The sequence below is a fragment of the Flagellimonas nanhaiensis genome (assembly GCF_003382275.1).
In the GTDB taxonomy this organism is placed as follows: Bacteria; Bacteroidota; Bacteroidia; order Flavobacteriales; family Flavobacteriaceae; genus Flagellimonas; species Flagellimonas nanhaiensis.
Window position 1 is genome coordinate 998,821 of record NZ_QTJX01000002.1, and the last position, 15,912, is coordinate 1,014,732.

Annotated in this window: 15 protein-coding genes; 12 read left to right on the plus strand and 3 right to left on the minus strand. The window is 41.5% G+C overall.

Annotated elements, in window-relative coordinates; genetic code table 11:
* Positions 1-8 precede the first annotated feature (8 nt).
* The 10 genes from DX873_RS12040 (at position 9) to DX873_RS12085 (ending at position 11,300) form a co-directional block, all read left to right on the plus strand.
* Complete coding sequence (locus DX873_RS12040) at positions 9-1,298, plus strand: ComEC/Rec2 family competence protein (protein ID WP_232520908.1); 1,290 nt, start codon at positions 9-11, stop codon at positions 1,296-1,298.
* On the plus strand, positions 1,276-2,649 hold the full coding sequence (pbfA, locus tag DX873_RS12045) for a (R)-1-hydroxy-2-aminoethylphosphonate ammonia-lyase (protein ID WP_116184674.1): 1,374 nt from the start codon (positions 1,276-1,278) through the stop codon (positions 2,647-2,649). The genes DX873_RS12040 and pbfA overlap by 23 nt, the downstream gene beginning before the upstream one ends.
* Complete coding sequence (locus DX873_RS12050; RefSeq protein ID WP_116184675.1) at positions 2,649-3,731, plus strand: alkaline phosphatase family protein; 1,083 nt, start codon at positions 2,649-2,651, stop codon at positions 3,729-3,731. Before pbfA ends, DX873_RS12050 begins: the two co-directional genes overlap by 1 nt.
* Before the next feature lie 156 nt (positions 3,732-3,887).
* Positions 3,888-4,520: a Crp/Fnr family transcriptional regulator gene (locus DX873_RS12055; protein WP_116184676.1), complete on the plus strand. Its 633-nt coding sequence runs from the start codon at positions 3,888-3,890 to the stop codon at positions 4,518-4,520.
* 62 nt (positions 4,521-4,582) lie between these two features.
* Positions 4,583-6,316, plus strand: coding sequence for a SulP family inorganic anion transporter (locus tag DX873_RS12060; protein WP_116184677.1), 1,734 nt, complete (start codon positions 4,583-4,585; stop codon positions 6,314-6,316).
* Between the two features lie 55 nt (positions 6,317-6,371).
* Positions 6,372-7,781 (plus strand): MBL fold metallo-hydrolase, encoded by a 1,410-nt coding sequence (locus DX873_RS12065; RefSeq protein WP_116184897.1) that lies wholly within the window; start codon positions 6,372-6,374, stop codon positions 7,779-7,781.
* 5 nt (positions 7,782-7,786) lie between these two features.
* Positions 7,787-8,167, plus strand: coding sequence for a rhodanese-like domain-containing protein (locus DX873_RS12070; RefSeq protein ID WP_116184678.1), 381 nt, complete (start codon positions 7,787-7,789; stop codon positions 8,165-8,167).
* An 81-nt stretch (positions 8,168-8,248) separates the two neighbouring features.
* Positions 8,249-8,596 (plus strand): rhodanese-like domain-containing protein, encoded by a 348-nt coding sequence (locus DX873_RS12075; RefSeq protein ID WP_116184679.1) that lies wholly within the window; start codon positions 8,249-8,251, stop codon positions 8,594-8,596.
* A 54-nt stretch (positions 8,597-8,650) separates the two neighbouring features.
* Positions 8,651-9,634, plus strand: a complete 984-nt coding sequence (locus DX873_RS12080; protein WP_116184680.1) for a c-type heme family protein — start codon at positions 8,651-8,653, stop codon at positions 9,632-9,634.
* A 187-nt stretch (positions 9,635-9,821) separates the two neighbouring features.
* Positions 9,822-11,300 (plus strand): BspA family leucine-rich repeat surface protein, encoded by a 1,479-nt coding sequence (locus DX873_RS12085; protein WP_181899492.1) that lies wholly within the window; start codon positions 9,822-9,824, stop codon positions 11,298-11,300.
* A gap of 62 nt (positions 11,301-11,362) precedes the next feature.
* On the opposite strand, the gene DX873_RS12090 is transcribed toward DX873_RS12085, so the two are convergent.
* The 3 genes from DX873_RS12090 to DX873_RS12100 are packed head-to-tail and all read right to left on the minus strand — an operon-like array spanning position 11,363 to position 13,922.
* A complete protein-coding gene (locus DX873_RS12090) occupies positions 11,363-12,238 on the minus strand; it encodes a sterol desaturase family protein (RefSeq protein ID WP_116184898.1) in 876 nt (291 codons plus the stop codon).
* A gap of 5 nt (positions 12,239-12,243) precedes the next feature.
* On the minus strand, positions 12,244-12,699 hold the full coding sequence (locus tag DX873_RS12095) for a monoheme cytochrome C (protein WP_116184682.1): 456 nt from the start codon (positions 12,697-12,699) through the stop codon (positions 12,244-12,246).
* A gap of 2 nt (positions 12,700-12,701) precedes the next feature.
* Positions 12,702-13,922 (minus strand): sulfite oxidase, encoded by a 1,221-nt coding sequence (locus tag DX873_RS12100; protein WP_116184683.1) that lies wholly within the window; start codon positions 13,920-13,922, stop codon positions 12,702-12,704.
* 361 nt (positions 13,923-14,283) lie between these two features.
* On the opposite strand from DX873_RS12100, the gene DX873_RS12105 reads away from it, so the two are divergent.
* Positions 14,284-15,546: an NAD(P)/FAD-dependent oxidoreductase gene (locus tag DX873_RS12105; protein ID WP_116184899.1), complete on the plus strand. Its 1,263-nt coding sequence runs from the start codon at positions 14,284-14,286 to the stop codon at positions 15,544-15,546.
* 92 nt (positions 15,547-15,638) lie between these two features.
* Positions 15,639-15,767, plus strand: coding sequence for a hypothetical protein (locus DX873_RS19160; protein WP_262511005.1), 129 nt, complete (start codon positions 15,639-15,641; stop codon positions 15,765-15,767).
* Positions 15,768-15,912 lie beyond the last annotated feature (145 nt).

Here is a 15,912-nt window from a genome sequence, read left to right on the forward strand (position 1 = left end):
TAAAAGTGATGTCGACAATAAGATTGAAATGGAATTTATCCACTCCCTATACATTTTATGCTTTCTTTTTGGGGATGTTATTCCTGAATGCACAAAAACCTATGCTTTCTAAATGGCAGGAAGGTTTTTTGGATATTCATCACATCAATACGGGAAGGGGAGACGCAGCTTTTATGGTTTTCCCTGATGGAACAACCCTTTTAGTGGATGCAGGGGATATGTCCGAAACCCATCCCAGAACGACCTCAAGTCGAAATGCTCCGCTGGTTCCCAATAATTCTAAATCTGCTCCGCAGTGGATTGTTGACTATATCGATCAATTTCGTCCCAAAAATCAAAAACGTCAATTGGATTACGCCCTGATCACCCATTATCATGATGATCATTTTGGCGAGGTCGATTCACTTCGGAGTATAGCAAAAGAAGGCTATCAACTAACAGGAATCATGGTAGTGGGCATGCTCATTCCCATCAAAAAATTGATTGATAGGGGATTTCATTTTCCCATTGACCTAAAGGATTCCGAAGTACAATCGGAAGAAAGGTTTACAAGCGACAAGTATGGAATGATCCCCACCCTAAAGGAGTATTGGAAATATATTGATGTTCAATCTAGCGCTACAGGACTCGAAAATGAAGCCTTGAAGGTTGGACACACAGACCAGATAGTTCTTAAAAACGATTCAATTGGTTATCCTTCATTTTTAGTTAGGAACATCGCTTCCAATGGAACAATCTGGACAGGTGAAAATACCAATACTTATTCTCTTTTTACCCAAGGGGAATATCCTGGCGAAAACCCTTTGAGCAATTGCATCCGAATTGATTATGGAAAGTTCAATTATTTTACGGGAGGTGATATTTCTGGAGTAAACAGAATGGGACAAATGGATTTTAATTCAGTGGAGTCTCACATAGCTCCCATAGTTGGCCCAGTGGACGTAGCTACTCTAAACCATCATGGGAACAGGGATTCGCAAAATCCATATTATGTTCGGGCCATAAGACCCAGGGTCTGGATACAGCAGAATTGGACTGCGGATCATCCAGGGGAGGAGGTTTTACGCAGAATTACTTCAAAAGAATTGTACCCTGGTGACCGGGATATCTTTTCCACCGTAATGCTCCAAGGAGCAAAAGATGTGATTGGAGGAAGGTTGAATCAGTACAGAAGCCAAGAGGGACATATTGTTGTACGAGTTTATGATGAGGGGGATAAGTATGATGTGTTTATATTGAATGACAAGTCCGAAGAAAGGGAAATATTAGCAAAACATGGACCATACACAGCCAGATAATTATAGGCCCGAACAGCTGGTGGAAGGAGACATCAACCTAACTTCCGCAAGGGGAGATTGGGTGGTGAACGGAAATTTGGACGAGCGAACCAAGGAGCTTTTGGAAAGAGATGCCAAGTGTTTTATGCACCAATCCATGTCCACTCCTTGTTTAGATGTACTAAAAACCTGCGATGGGTCATATATCGAAAATATTTCAGGGAAAAAATATTTGGACTTTCACGGCAACAATGTCCACCAAATTGGGTTTTCGCATCCTAAACTTGTAGAGCGGCTTACAGAACAATTACAGGGGCTTACCTTTTCAACCCGAAGGTACACCAATGAAAAGGCCATTCAATTTGCAGAAAAACTAACCTCTTTGACCCCAAAGGGACTCAATCGCATCTTGCTCACGCCAAATGGCAGTTCCTCAATTGGAATTGCACTTAAGTTGGCTCGAGCCGTTACCGGAAAACACAAAGTGGTCTCCTTTTGGGATTCCTTTCATGGCGCTTCTCTGGATGCCATAAGCGTAGGAGGAGAATCTGTTTTTCAAGAGCACATGGGACCTTTGATGCCAGGAGTTGAACGCATTCCGCCCCCAATAACCTATCGTGGAATTTTTGAGGGCAATGAGGATAAAGCCCTCGAATATTTGGAGTATGTGCTTTCCAAAGACACCCAAATTGGAGCTTTTTTGGCAGAGACCATACGCAATACCGATGTACAGATTCCTTCTAAAAAGTTTTGGAAAGCTGCTCGCGATTTGTGCACAAGACATGGTGTGCTATTGATTTTGGATGAAATCCCAATTGCTTTGGGCAGAACAGGTAAACTATTTGCTTTTGAGCATTATGGCATAGAACCCGACATCCTTTGTCTGGGTAAGGGCCTAGGAGGAGGAATAATTCCCCAAGCTGCGATAGTGACCCGTGAAGAGTATAATACTTTTGGGCATATTTCCCTAGGGCACTACACCCATGAAAAAAGCCCCATGGGAGCAGCGGCCGGGTTGGCCGTTCTTGAAATTATTGAAGAAGAGGGGTTGCTGGAAAAGGTGAAGTGCTATGAGGCCTATATGAAGACAGCTCTTCATAAATTACACAAAAAGTATTCGCTGATTGGTGATGTTCGCGGTGTTGGACTTTTATTGGGAATTGAATTGGTCACTAGTAGGACAACCAAGGAAAAAGCAATTTCGGAAGCGGAGGAAATCATGTACGATTGCTTAAAACAGGGATTGAGCTTTAAAGTTTCCAAAGGAAATGTGTTACAGTTATCCCCGGCGCTGACCATTTCCAAGGAAGAACTGGAAAGAGCATTAGAAATTTTAAACAAAGCATTTTTAAAAACAAATACCATAGCCTAATGAAAAGTTTAAAAACAATATTCGTTTTAATAAGTATCGCTTTAACAGTGGTGGTACGAGGTCAAGAGGAGAAAACGCCAAAAGTTGTACTCATTACCCTTGACGGCCTTAGGTGGCAAGAACTCTTTAAGGGAGCTGACCCTGAATTGATTGAAAACAAAGAATATGTTCAATCCCCGGAAAGTTTGAAGAAACACTATTGGAGGGAAACTCCAGAAGCAAGACGGGAAGCCTTAATGCCCTTTTTCTGGAAAGAGGTTTCCAAAATGGGCCAATTACATGGCAACCGCGCATTGGGGAGTAAAATGAACCTTACCAATGGTATGTGGTTTTCTTACCCCGGGTATAATGAGATATTAACTGGAAAAGCAGACGATAAGAATATTACCAGCAATGATAAGATGCCTAACCCGAATACTACAATACTGGAGACTGCCAACAAAGACTCAAGATATAAAGGAAAGGTCGCTGCCTTTGGCAGCTGGGATGTTTTTCCCTATATCATCAATGAAGAACGCTCTGGTGTCCCGGTAAACGCAGGTTACGAAAAGGCGGTAGGGGCCAACCTTACCGAGAGAGAAAAAATGCTCAATGAAATCCAGAAGCAAGCTCCCATTGTTTGGGAATCGGTTCGATTGGATGTGTTCACGCATAACTATGCCTTGGAGGAAATGAAAAAGAACCATCCTAAGATGCTGTACATTTCTTATGGTGAAACCGATGATTTTGCCCATGGAGGGTTCTATGATTTCTACTTACAGTCTGCCCAACGTACCGATGCAATGATCAAGCAGTTATGGGATTTTACCCAACAGGATCCATTTTATAAAGATCAAACCGTATTCCTCATTACAACAGATCATGGTCGGGGAACAAAACCTCTGGAAACTTGGAAGAGCCATGGTACCCAAATAGATGGGGCCGATCAGGTGTGGTTGGTTGCTTTTGGGAAGGGTGTCCAACCTTTGGGTGAAATTTCCACAGATGAGCAGTTGTATACCAATCAAGTGGCTCCAACTGTACTGAATTTCTTAAAACTGCCCATTTCTAGCAATATAAAGAGTAAGCCCATTAAGCTATAAAAGCTGGGTAGATCATGTTTTAAGTTAATTGTTTGAGTTAGTTTGTTTAGAGCCCACACTTAGGTGTGGGTTTTTATTTCCAATACGAATTCCCCTTTACCTTAAGGAGAAATTCTTTGGGTCAAAATAGTTACCTTAGAAGAGTATTTTTGTAATATGGTAACAGAGCTTTATAAAACTTTTGATGCGCAGTTTGAACTGGACCTGATAGATGAAATTGCAGAAGTCGGAAAATTTGTCGAAGTATCCGCAGGCGAAATTCTAATGGATATTGGAAATTATATTAAATCCATGCCTTTGCTTCTATCTGGGGCAATCAAAGTTTTGCGGGAAGATGAAGAAGGGGATGAACTGTTGTTGTACTACTTGGAGCAAGGTGAAACCTGTTCGGTGACCATGGCATGCTGTATGGGCCACACGAAGAGCGAGATACGGGCGATTGCCGAAACGGATTCTATGATTGTGATGGTGCCCGTGCAAAAAATGGAGGAATGGATGGCCAAGTACAAAGGATGGAGGAACTATGTTTTTGAAAGCTATCATAACCGATTGAACGAATTGTTGAATACTGTAGATAGTATTGCATTCAAAAATTTAGATCAACGATTGGTGGATTATCTTAAAAAGAAGGTGGAGGTGAACAACGATAATCGCATCAGGAATACGCACCAAGAAATCGCATATGACCTCCACACCTCAAGAGTAGTGGTTTCCAGATTGCTCAAAAAGCTGGAGAAAATGAAAAAACTGGCCCTGCATAGAAACTATATCCGGGTTTTGGATTTATAGATCTGTGTCTTTGGTTACCGTAATCCATTTTTAAGAACACTATTTTTGCTAAAAACCAATTCATGCTCAAAAGGTTCTTCCCTTTTTTAGACTGGATGCCTTCCTATAACCGTTCCCAATTATATGGTGATTTGGTAGCTGGTGCTACAACAGGGGTCATGTTGGTGCCACAAGGGATGGCCTATGCCATGATTGCTGGTATGCCACCCATTTATGGGCTTTACGCCGCTTTGGTTCCCCAATTGGTTTACGCACTCACGGGAACATCCAGGCAGTTGGGAGTTGGCCCTGTGGCCATGGATTCACTTTTGGTAGCCACAGGAATAGGAGCCTTACAATTGGCCAGTATAGATGATTACATCTCAGCAGTACTTTTTCTAACACTGTTGATTGGGGGAATTCAATTGCTTTTAGGCTTTTTAAGAATGGGTTTCTTCGTCAATTTTTTATCAAAGCCTGTCATTCGTGGCTTTACTTCGGCTGCCGCCATTCTAATTGGATTGGGGCAACTGAAGCATGTTCTTGGAATTGATATTCCCCAATCCAGTAAGATTTATACCCTATTTGGGAACATCCTAGGAAATTTGGGAGAGATAAACCCATACACCTTTGGTTTAGGCGCTGTGGCCGTTCTGTTGATTCTATTGATGAACAGGATAAGCAAAAAAATACCCACCCCCTTGATCTTGGTAATATTGGGGATTTTGGCGGTTTCATTTTTCGGACTGGAATCAGTTGGGGTAGAAATAGTTGGAAACATCCCAAGCGGACTCCCCGGTTTTCAAGTTCCCAATATGGAAATGGAAACTTTGGGACAGTTGTTGCCCATTGCCATTACGGTGGCCCTCTTTGGTTTTATGGAATCCATTTCAATTGCCAAAACAGTTGAGGAAAAACACCCAGAGTACGAAGTGGATGCCAATCAAGAGCTACGGGCCCTCGGGTTGTCCAACCTTTTGGGATCATTTTTTCAATCTTTTTCTGTTGCTGGAAGCTTTTCAAGAACAGCGGTCAATGATCAGGCTGGTGGAAAAACGGGAATGTCGTTGATTTTTAGTGCAATATTGGTGGCAGCAACATTACTGTTTCTTACCCCCATGTTCTATAATCTTCCAAACGCAGTTTTGGGGGCAATCATTATGGTATCGGTATTTGGATTGATAGACATAACATATCCACTACAACTTTGGAAACATCGAAAAGATGAATTTTTGCTACTGAACGCTACATTTTTAATGACCTTGTTTATTGGGTTGATCGAAGGCATATTGTTGGGCGTGTTACTTTCCCTTTTATTATTGGTGTACCGAATTTCCAATCCTCACGTAGCCATTTTGGGGCGAATCAAGGATACCAATTACTTCAAAAATATTAGCCGGTTTTCGGATGAGGTGGAAATTGAACCAGATAAATTGATTCTAAGATTTGATGCCCAGCTTTATTTCGGAAATCAGGATTACTTCAAAAAAGAACTTTACAAGCAGGTTGAAAAAAAAGGGCCTGATTTAAAATTTGTCGTCCTCAACGCAGAGGCCATTAATTATATTGATAGTAGCGCTACAACTACCCTGGAGAGAATTATATTGGATTTACGTGAAAAAGGGATACAATTTCTTATTGCCGGAGCTATTGGTCCCACTAGGGATATTTTGTACAGCAGTGGCCTAATTGAAGTCCTTGGAGAGGAAAACCTATTTGTTAAGACCTTTGAAGCGGTAGACCAATGTTCCCATCAAAAAGAAAGAAGTATAATACAAAGAAGAGTATCATTACAGTCCAAAACTAGGAGTTTGTAACTTTAGTGACCATGCAATGCAAATAGCATAGCTATATTTGAAAAAATCGGAAGAAATGAAAATAGAACAAATATATACAGGGTGTCTTGCCCAAGGAGCATATTACATTGAAAGCGAAGGGGAGGTCGCTATTATTGACCCGCTGCGCGAAGTAAAACCATACATAAAGAGAGCACAGGACAATGGTGCTGAAATAAAGTACATTTTTGAGACCCATTTTCATGCCGACTTTGTAAGCGGGCATGTAACACTATCCAAAGAAACCGGAGCACCTATAATTTATGGGCCTAATGCAAATCCTGCATTTGATGCGATTATTGCCGAAGATGGCCAGGAGTTCAACTTGGGAAAAGTAACTATAAAAGTACTTCACACACCGGGGCATACCATGGAAAGTACCACGTACCTGTTAAAGGATGAATCAGGAAAAGACCATGCCATTTTTAGCGGGGATACTTTGTTTTTAGGGGATGTGGGCAGGCCCGATTTAGCTCAAAAGGCAGCAGATATGACCCAGGAAGAATTGGCAGGAACATTGTTTGAAAGTCTTCGCTCCAAAATAATGCCTTTGGCAGATGAGGTAATCGTTTACCCGGCCCATGGTGCGGGATCGGCCTGTGGAAAGAACATGATGAAGGAAACCGTGGATACCCTGGGCAATCAAAAAAAGATGAACTATGCGCTTCGGGCAGATATGACCAAGGAAGAATTTGTAAAGGAAGTCACTGATGGACTTCTGCCCCCTCCACAATATTTCCCCTTGAACGTGAAAATGAACAAAGAAGGGTATGATGACATCGACGAAGTACTGCAACGAGGAACAAGGGCGTTGACTCCAGATGAGTTTGAAGTTGCCGCAAATGAAACCGGAGCGGTAATGTTGGATGTTAGACACCAAGGTGATTTCTCCCAGGGACATATTCCAAGATCTATCTTCATAGGGCTAGGCGGTAGCTTTGCTCCATGGGTAGGTGCGCTGATTGCCGATGTGGAACAGCCTATACTTTTGATTGCACCTGAAGGAAAAGAGGAAGAAGCCATTACAAGACTTTCAAGGGTTGGGTTTGATGGAACCATTGGCTTTTTAAAAGGAGGAATAGAGGCTTGGAAAGCTTCGGGAAAGACTGTGGACACTGTAGAAAGCATTGACGCTGGTGAATTCAAACAAAGATTAGCAGAAAAAATCCCGGTATTTGATGTTCGTAAAGAATCTGAATACGTTTCCGAACATATTGAGGATGCCAGGCTTACCCCTTTGGATTTTATCAATGACCATTTGGCCGAATTTCCCGAAGATGAAACCTTTTATGTGCATTGTGCTGGAGGATATCGGAGCATGATTTTCGCTTCTATTCTAAAAAGTAGGGGAATCCATAACTTGGTGGATGTTGCTGGAGGCTTCAAAGCCATAAAAGAAGTGGGAATACCTGTAACAGATTACGTTTGTCCAACAACTTTAAAATAAACACAATGAGCAACTTGATCAAACTGTTTTTTTTGGCTGCCGGAGTTCTATGGATTTCTTCATGCCGACCTCAGAATGAAGGAACAATAGTCAAAATTGATAAAGCTACGGTAGAGGTAGAGGTTATTGGCAAAGATGTACAATGGGTAGATGTTAGAACGCCTGGAGAGTATAAGGATGGATATATTGATGATGCAGTCAATTTTGATATCAAGGGAGCTGATTTCATGGAGCAGATCAATACATTGGACAAGGAAAAACCGGTCTACCTCTATTGCAGACGAGGAACACGAAGTAACAATGCTGCAGAAATTTTAAAGAGTAAGGGCTTCTCAAAGATATTTGACTACTCAGGAGGTTACGATGACTGGGTGGCCAACAACTGATCATCCTTTGTTCTTTCTGTAACCCTCGTTACAGACTGCACCAACATTCCTTGCTAAATTGGGCCATCAAAAAAAGATATAATGTCAATATTTAGTTTTTTATTTGGAGGTTCTGGAAACACATCAGATGCAATAAAAGTTCTGGATGGTGAGAATTACAAGAGAGCAATCTCCAAAGGTAAAGTGCAATTGGTGGACGTTAGGACTCCTAGGGAATATGGGGCCGGACATATTAAAAATGCCAAGAACATAGACTTCTTTCAAAGATCATCATTCGAGGCTGGATTTTCCAAGTTGGAAAAAGGCAAACCTGTATACCTGTATTGCCAGTCCGGGAATAGAAGTCTTAAGGCTGCAAGAAGATTGGTGGCCATGGGCTTTTCGGAAATCTATGACCTTAAAGGAGGTTATAGGGCTTGGAGCTATTAAATAAATCTCAGACCTCAATTCTAGGGAGTACCCGCAAAACAGTTTGATTTTTCTATGAAAAGCAAAGTCCTTTTTATTCTATTCATCTTTTTGATGTTTTCTTGCAAGAAGAAACCCGATAGTAAGATTTCTTCTGTTGAACAGCAAGAGGAACAGCCCGCGGTTGAACATGAGGGAAAGAAACTCATGGAGACCAAATGTTATTTGTGCCATAGTCCTTCGGAACCAGAAAAAGGGACCCGAATTGGCCCACCCATGGTTGCTATAAAAGGCCATTATTTGGAGGAGTTCAAGGACAAGGAAGGCTTTGTAAACGCAATTTCAGACTTTATTAAGGCCCCATCTCAGGAAAAGGTAAAGCTAACCGGAGCAGTTCAACGATTTGGATTGATGCCCTATCAATATTATCCAGAGCAGGAAATTCAAAAAATAGCGGAATACATGTTCGAATACCAAATTGAGGAACCTGAATGGTTCAAAGAGCATTGGGAAGAGCGAAGAGGGGGGATTGATTACAATCCTGGGAAGAAAGAAAACAATCCGGTTTCCTCAAAATTAGATTATAATGATATTGGTTTGAAGTATGCTTTGGGAACCAAAAAGGTCTTGGGAAAAAATCTTATGGGGACTATCCAGAACAAAGGAGAGGTTGCCGCGGTGGCCTTTTGCAATGAAAGAGCGTATCCTCTCACAGATAGTATGGCCATTGCCTATAATGCCAGAATAAAAAGAGTTTCGGACAAACCTAGAAATCCAAAAAATAGAGCAAACGAGATAGAAAAAGAACACATTGCTACCTTCAAAAAAGAACTGGCCGAAGGTAATTCAATAGAACCTATAATTGTTGAAGAAGAATACGAGGTTAATTTTTATTACCCTATTGTAACCAATAGCATGTGCCTAAAGTGTCACGGCTATCCGTCACAGGAAGTACAGGAACAATTGTCGCTGTTATATCCAGAAGATTTGGCCGTTGGCTATGATGTTGACCAGGTCAGGGGAATCTGGAGCATTGTTTTTGATGCGGATGCTCAGTAGAACAGTATAGGTTAAACGTGACTTTCTGGTCCAATGTCATTCCGAACTTGTTTCGGAATCCAAAATCCACATATTGGCCAAAAATAACGCATCCGTCAACCCAAACCCTATATCCATGAATCGGGCAGGGGCCAAAAGGAAAATAAGGCCCATTTTTAGGTCTTAATCCTTTTAAATGGCCCAAATCATGAAATTAAGAAACTTATTGGTCCCAGTGACCCTTCTAATCCTGATGGTATTTTCCTGTGGAAAGGACGATGATGCAACAACAAACACTGAACCGGAGATTGCGGCACAATCCTTTAATGTAAAGGAGAACCTATCGGATACCGACCCAATAGGCACCGTAAAGGCCACTGATGGTGACGGTGACAAACTCACCTTTTCCATAACTACCAATGACAACAACTTGTTCGCCATTTCCGATAATGGGATATTGACCCTGACCAGTGGGAAAAGCCTGGATTATGCCACGGCCACCTCGCACACCATTATTGTAAGTGTCTCTGATGGCACGGATAGCGCAAAAGCCACCATGACCATTAACGTTACGGAAGTTGCGGCAGCGAACCAAGCGCCCATCATAGCGACACAGGAATTTGAAGTGGCCGAAGATTTGGAAAGCAACCTTTATATTGATACTGTCATAGCATCTGATCCAGATGGTGACATCCTTACTTTTGCGATTGTCACGAACGACAATGATTTATTTGAACTAACTTCGGAGGGAGACCTGAGACTTGCCGATGGCAAAAGCTTGGACTATGAAACGGCCACCTCCCACCAGATAACCGTAAGGGCAAGTGATGGTACAGATTCCGCTGAAGCTATAATTACTATCAAAGTAAGCAATGTGGTTGATGCACCCTTGGCCAAAGAAGTGACCTCCTTTGTGCTTACGTTTGAGACTACCGAGGCCAATGAAATTGTTATTATAGGAACAGATGGAGGTCTTGTTTATGATTACACTATAGACTGGGGAGATGGCACTGTGGAAACTATTACTACAGGTGTATCCCCATCACACGAATTTACTAGTCCGGGCACGCATACTATTGCCATAAATGGAAAGTTTCCAAGAATTATTATGTCCCAAAGCCCGTCAGCCGCAAAACTGATGAGCATTGAACAATGGGGAGCCATTGAATGGGAAAGCTTTGCTCTAGCATTTCAGAGTTGCCAGAATATGATGTACAACGCAACAGATGTACCAGATCTTTCATTGGTCATGGATTTAACCGCGATGTTCTATAATGCCACCTCTTTCAATGGCAATTTGAGCAACTGGGATGTAAGTACAATTAAAAAGATGAGGAACATGTTTGCCTATGCAAGTTCTTTCAATGGTGATATCAGTGATTGGAAGGTGGACAATGTTGAAACCATGTTCGGGATGTTTGCATATGCCACTGAATTCAATCAGGATCTTGGCGGATGGAATATCGGTAATGTTCAAGAAATGAACAGTATGTTAGATGCTTCTGGACTTTCGCCTGAAAACTATGCCAAAACAATCATTGGCTGGGCAGGACAAGAAAATGTACCAAGTAACATTACATTTGGAATGGATTTAATGGGGCACTGCGATGTAGAAGCTTTTGAGGCCCAAACCTTTTTGGAAAATGAAAAGGGTTGGACTTTTGACGGGCAAGATAACTCATGTTGATTGTATTGGTCTTTGGATTAAAATTATATACAAATTACCCCCAGAAATTTAGCTTCTGGGGTTTATTTTTTGCTTTTTTTAAACCCATAGACCAACTGTCCCCAAAAACTTTTGGGCATGGTTTCGTCGCCAGGATACCCCAGTGGAATGGTTCCACTTTCTTCAGGGATATAGTTGGTTCTGAAAATGTAATCCCATAAACTAAGACTTATGCCAAAGTTCACCCCAAAGGACCCTCTGGGAAGCGTATATGCATGATGGTATAAGTGCATCACTGGGTTGTTGAAAATATATTTCAAAGGACCCCAGGTCAATTTAATATTGGCGTGGTTAAAATGTCCAATGGCTATGGCAGCAAAATGAACGATATAAGCTTGTTCAGGCTCAAATCCACCCAAGAGCATTACCCCAAACGTTTTTAGGGGTTTGTACAGAATATTTTCCATCCAGTGGTAGCGTAAATGTGCAGCAAAGCCCATTTCCTTTACACTATGGTGAACTTGATGGAATCTCCACAGGACAGGAAATCTGTGTAGGCATACGTGGGTGAACCACTGTACAAAGTCTAGGATAAAAAAGAACAGCAATAATTCTGCCCATACCGGCCACGAAGAAGTATCGATCAAGGCAAGACTTTTGGCCGTTATACCGATTTCCCCAAAAAGTACCTTAAGTACGTCATAAACCCCACTGATGATAATGGCAAAAAGGAAGAAGTTGAAGAACATGTAAAAAGCATCCAACCAAAAATCGCGTCTAAAAATAGATTGGTTTTTCCTCCATGGAAATAGAATTTCCAACCCCCAAACTAGTAGAGAAATAACTATGAGTCCCCAGAAATAGTTGGTGTACCAGGGTACTTCGAACAAAATCGATTTCCAGGTCCATTTTGTGGTAGATAAAAAGCCATTGATCAAAGCATCTAAATAGTTTTCCATAATGTTCATTCAAGTTCGTACCATTCAATATTTTCCAAATTTTGCCTTCGCCCTTTTTTAGTTGGAGCATAGTTTTTAGACAAATAAGTAAGAATTAGCTCTTCATTAGCACCCAGGTCCCATAAGTTCTGTGTCTCCTGCATCCACTTTATGGTGGCCTTCCACCCCTCTCTGCTCATTCTGTTTTGAGTGACCAATTGGGCCGAGTGGCAACCTGTGCAGTTCTGTATGGTCGCTTCCATTCCCTCATCGTCTATAAATCCGTTGGCCAGGTCAATAGTATTCTCGACTTTGTCGTCAGCTTCGGTTACATCTTGCAAGGAATCTGTCTTGCTGGATTCAAAAGTTTCAGGATTATCAATGAGATAAAACAACCCTCCAATCAGAATCAAAAACAAGAAGAAAAATGTAAAGAGCATTCTGGAGAGCAATTTGATTTGATCTCTAAAGGTATTCTCCATAATCAAACAACTTTAACTGCGATTCTATGGCAGGCATTGTTCAGATATCCCTTCGGATTCCATCCTGGCAATACCATAGGTTGACTTTTCCCATTAGAATCCGTTGCTCTGGCCCAAACTTCGTAATAACCTTTTTTTGGGAAGGAAACTGAAGTATCAAAGTGTTGCCATGCTAAACGATTTGTCGGTTTTTCAAGAGTACAGTGCTGCCAGGTACTGCCAAAGTCTATGGAGAATTCCATTTTCGAGACCTCCAGTTCACCCGCCCAGGCATGCCCATTAATTTTCAACACTTTCCCTTCTTTAAGAAGGGCTCCACTTTTCGGGTATGTAATCAGCGACTTTACCGGCATGGACTCAATAATGCACATGTTGGAGTCTTCCACCTTGCTCCCCGGGGCTACAGTTTCGCAGGGAACGCGATAAGAGGTGCCGCCCATTTTTGCCCCATCGTGAACTACATCTCTTACACTTAAACGGGTTATCCATTTGCCCGAAGTAGATGCTGGCCAACCCCCACAGACCAATCGCAATGGAAAACCATGGGCAATAGGAATATCTTCTCCGTTCATAGAAAAAGCCACTAAGGTTTCATCTTGCATTGCCTTGGAAATAGGAACGCCCCTGGAAATAGGTTCTTTGTTAGGGTCTCCACTTAAGTGGGTGTCCGCGGCATGATAGCCGATGTACACGGCATTTGATTTTATGCCTACATCTTCAAGGATGTCTCTTAGACGTACTCCGGTCCAATTGGCGCAAGAAACTGCTCCAACGGTCCATTGGTTTCCTTTGGCGGGAGGATTGAATTCGCTTCTGCCATTACCCCCACATTCCAAGGTCAATTGATAGGTATATTGCGGAAACTTGGTTTTTAACTCGGAGAGAGTATATGTTTTTTTTCTATTTACAGATTCGCCATCAATGGTCAATGTCCAAGTAGAAGGATCAATGTTCTCCGGAATCTTACCATTGTTTCTGATGAACATGAACTTGTTTGGAGTAATCTTATCGTTAAGTAGGTGGGCCTTGGCCTCAATGTTCCAAGGTCTATTATTGAGTACTTCCATTTCCCCATCCTTTTTAAAAAGTTTAAAAGGATCGGAATCCTGAAGTCCCAACGGAAGGTACGTTGAGGGCATTTGGTTGCCGAAAACAATTTCAGTGCCCAAAATACTGGCCATGGCGGCCAAAGATAGCTTCTGTGAAAAATCTCTTCTATCCATTGAAATATCCCAAACTTAAAAATACTATAAAATTGAATAGCTCTATGTAACAGAGGTTACTAAAGTATTGGTGAACAAGTTTTAGTTTTGGAGAGAAACAAATTATCAGCTTAGGCTGGAACATTTGTCTTAAACGTTTTGTTAGTTTTTGTCCTACTTGAATCAGCCTTTTTTGGATTGATTCTCATAAGGTCAAAAATTAGGTTTCTTGGTTGGTTGATAAAAAGCCGTCCCGTTGGGCGGCTTTTTTTGTTGTCAAATCTTCAAAGAATTGAATACTGTTTTGAGGACTATGTAACATTGGTTACAAATTTTTATGACAATGGTCAGTATTTTACGTGAAACAATTAAATCAGTAAACATGAAATCCCATTATCAAATTTTAGTGATTGGTGGAGGTACGGCCGGAATTATGACCGCTGCACAAATGTTGAGGAAAAATGCAAAATTGGATATTGCAATTATAGAACCTTCAGAAACCCATTATTATCAACCTGCGTGGACCCTGGTGGGTGCCGGCGACTACGAATTTGATAAAACGGTTAGGGCAACGGCGGATATTATGCCAAAAGGGGTGGATTGGATAAAGGATAGGGCAACAGGGTTTGATCCTGAGAATAACTTGGTTTCTACCTTGGAAAGTGGAAATATAACCTATGACTATTTGGTGGTGGCCACAGGACTGGTAATGGAACCGGGAATGATAAAAGGGTTGCCCGAAGCACTGGAACAAGGTGTTGCGTGCAGTAACTATATAAATCCCGAACATACATGGGAAACCCTTAGAAATTTTAAGGGAGGTAACGCACTTTTCACTCAACCTACAACACCTATTAAATGCGGAGGTGCACCACAAAAAATTGCATACCTGGCAGCAGATTACTTCAGAAAAAATGGTCTAAAAGATAAAGCCAATGTCATTTTTGCTACTCCGGGAACCGTCATTTTTGGTGTAAAAGAAATTAGGGAGACCCTGATGCATGTAATAGACCGTTACGGAATCCACTTCAAGCCTTTTTATGCCCCAAAAGAAATAGATATTGAAAATAGGATTGTGCATTTCAGCCATACGGCCCCAGATGAAAACACATGTGTGATCAATGAAGACAATGACCTGGGGGAAAAGATGTACGGAGATGTTGATATCCATGTTCCATTTGATATGCTTCATTTGGCCCCTCCCCAGGCAGCGCCAAAGTTTGTACGCGAATCTGTGCTCTCCAATGATGCAGGTTGGTTGGATGTAGATCATCACTCCATGCAGCACAAAAAATACCCTAACATTTTTGGATTGGGAGATGTTGCGGGGCTACCAACTGCCAAGACTGGAGCAGCGGTAAGAAAGCAGGTCCCGGTTGTTGTGGACAACCTTGTAAAGTTGATGGCCGATAAGACCGCGGACAACCATTCTTACAACGGATATTCCTCATGCCCGTTGGTTACAGGTTATGGAAAAATGACCTTGGCCGAATTTGATTACAAGAACAACTTTATTCCAGATCCAAAACTAAAACGGATGTTGGTCTTCAACAGTGCCAAAGAGCACTGGCGACTTTATATGTTCAAAAAATATGGATTACCCTATTTGTATTGGAACAAAATGATGAAAGGGAAAAAAGTATAGCCCTTAAACACATTAACCTTTCTTTTCATGAGAATTATCATGATTTGAGGAAGGTATAGCCTTTATATTTGGTTGCATTAAAACCCGTGTATATGAAAACTCTTCTTTCCATTCCTTTAGTTTCCTGGGAAAATGGTATTTGGATGATTGGATTGTTCGCCTTGGTGGTAATTGTATTGGTAGGTGCAGTACTTGCGCTGATGAACAGCGGAAAAAAGTAATAATTACTATATCCCCATACTATTTTTTATTCCAGATTTAGCTTCTTGGATGTTTTTCGTGATTCCTAAATCCTTTTAGGAAACAAAAGTCATTTTTTGTCGGTAACTCATGTTACTGTGTGGGTAAATGGCCCATTTTAATTTT

Coding starts and splice junctions, on each gene's coding strand:
- DX873_RS12040 (WP_232520908.1), top strand. CDS start 9: ATGTCGACAATAAGATTGAAATGGAATTTATCCACTCCCTATACATTT.
- pbfA (WP_116184674.1), top strand. CDS start 1,276: ATGGACCATACACAGCCAGATAATTATAGGCCCGAACAGCTGGTGGAA.
- DX873_RS12050 (WP_116184675.1), top strand. CDS start 2,649: ATGAAAAGTTTAAAAACAATATTCGTTTTAATAAGTATCGCTTTAACA.
- DX873_RS12055 (WP_116184676.1), top strand. CDS start 3,888: ATGGTAACAGAGCTTTATAAAACTTTTGATGCGCAGTTTGAACTGGAC.
- DX873_RS12060 (WP_116184677.1), top strand. CDS start 4,583: ATGCTCAAAAGGTTCTTCCCTTTTTTAGACTGGATGCCTTCCTATAAC.
- DX873_RS12065 (WP_116184897.1), top strand. CDS start 6,372: ATGAAAATAGAACAAATATATACAGGGTGTCTTGCCCAAGGAGCATAT.
- DX873_RS12070 (WP_116184678.1), top strand. CDS start 7,787: ATGAGCAACTTGATCAAACTGTTTTTTTTGGCTGCCGGAGTTCTATGG.
- DX873_RS12075 (WP_116184679.1), top strand. CDS start 8,249: ATGTCAATATTTAGTTTTTTATTTGGAGGTTCTGGAAACACATCAGAT.
- DX873_RS12080 (WP_116184680.1), top strand. CDS start 8,651: ATGAAAAGCAAAGTCCTTTTTATTCTATTCATCTTTTTGATGTTTTCT.
- DX873_RS12085 (WP_181899492.1), top strand. CDS start 9,822: ATGAAATTAAGAAACTTATTGGTCCCAGTGACCCTTCTAATCCTGATG.
- DX873_RS12090 (WP_116184898.1), bottom strand. CDS start 12,238: ATGGAAAACTATTTAGATGCTTTGATCAATGGCTTTTTATCTACCACA.
- DX873_RS12095 (WP_116184682.1), bottom strand. CDS start 12,699: ATGGAGAATACCTTTAGAGATCAAATCAAATTGCTCTCCAGAATGCTC.
- DX873_RS12100 (WP_116184683.1), bottom strand. CDS start 13,922: ATGGATAGAAGAGATTTTTCACAGAAGCTATCTTTGGCCGCCATGGCC.
- DX873_RS12105 (WP_116184899.1), top strand. CDS start 14,284: ATGAAATCCCATTATCAAATTTTAGTGATTGGTGGAGGTACGGCCGGA.
- DX873_RS19160 (WP_262511005.1), top strand. CDS start 15,639: ATGAAAACTCTTCTTTCCATTCCTTTAGTTTCCTGGGAAAATGGTATT.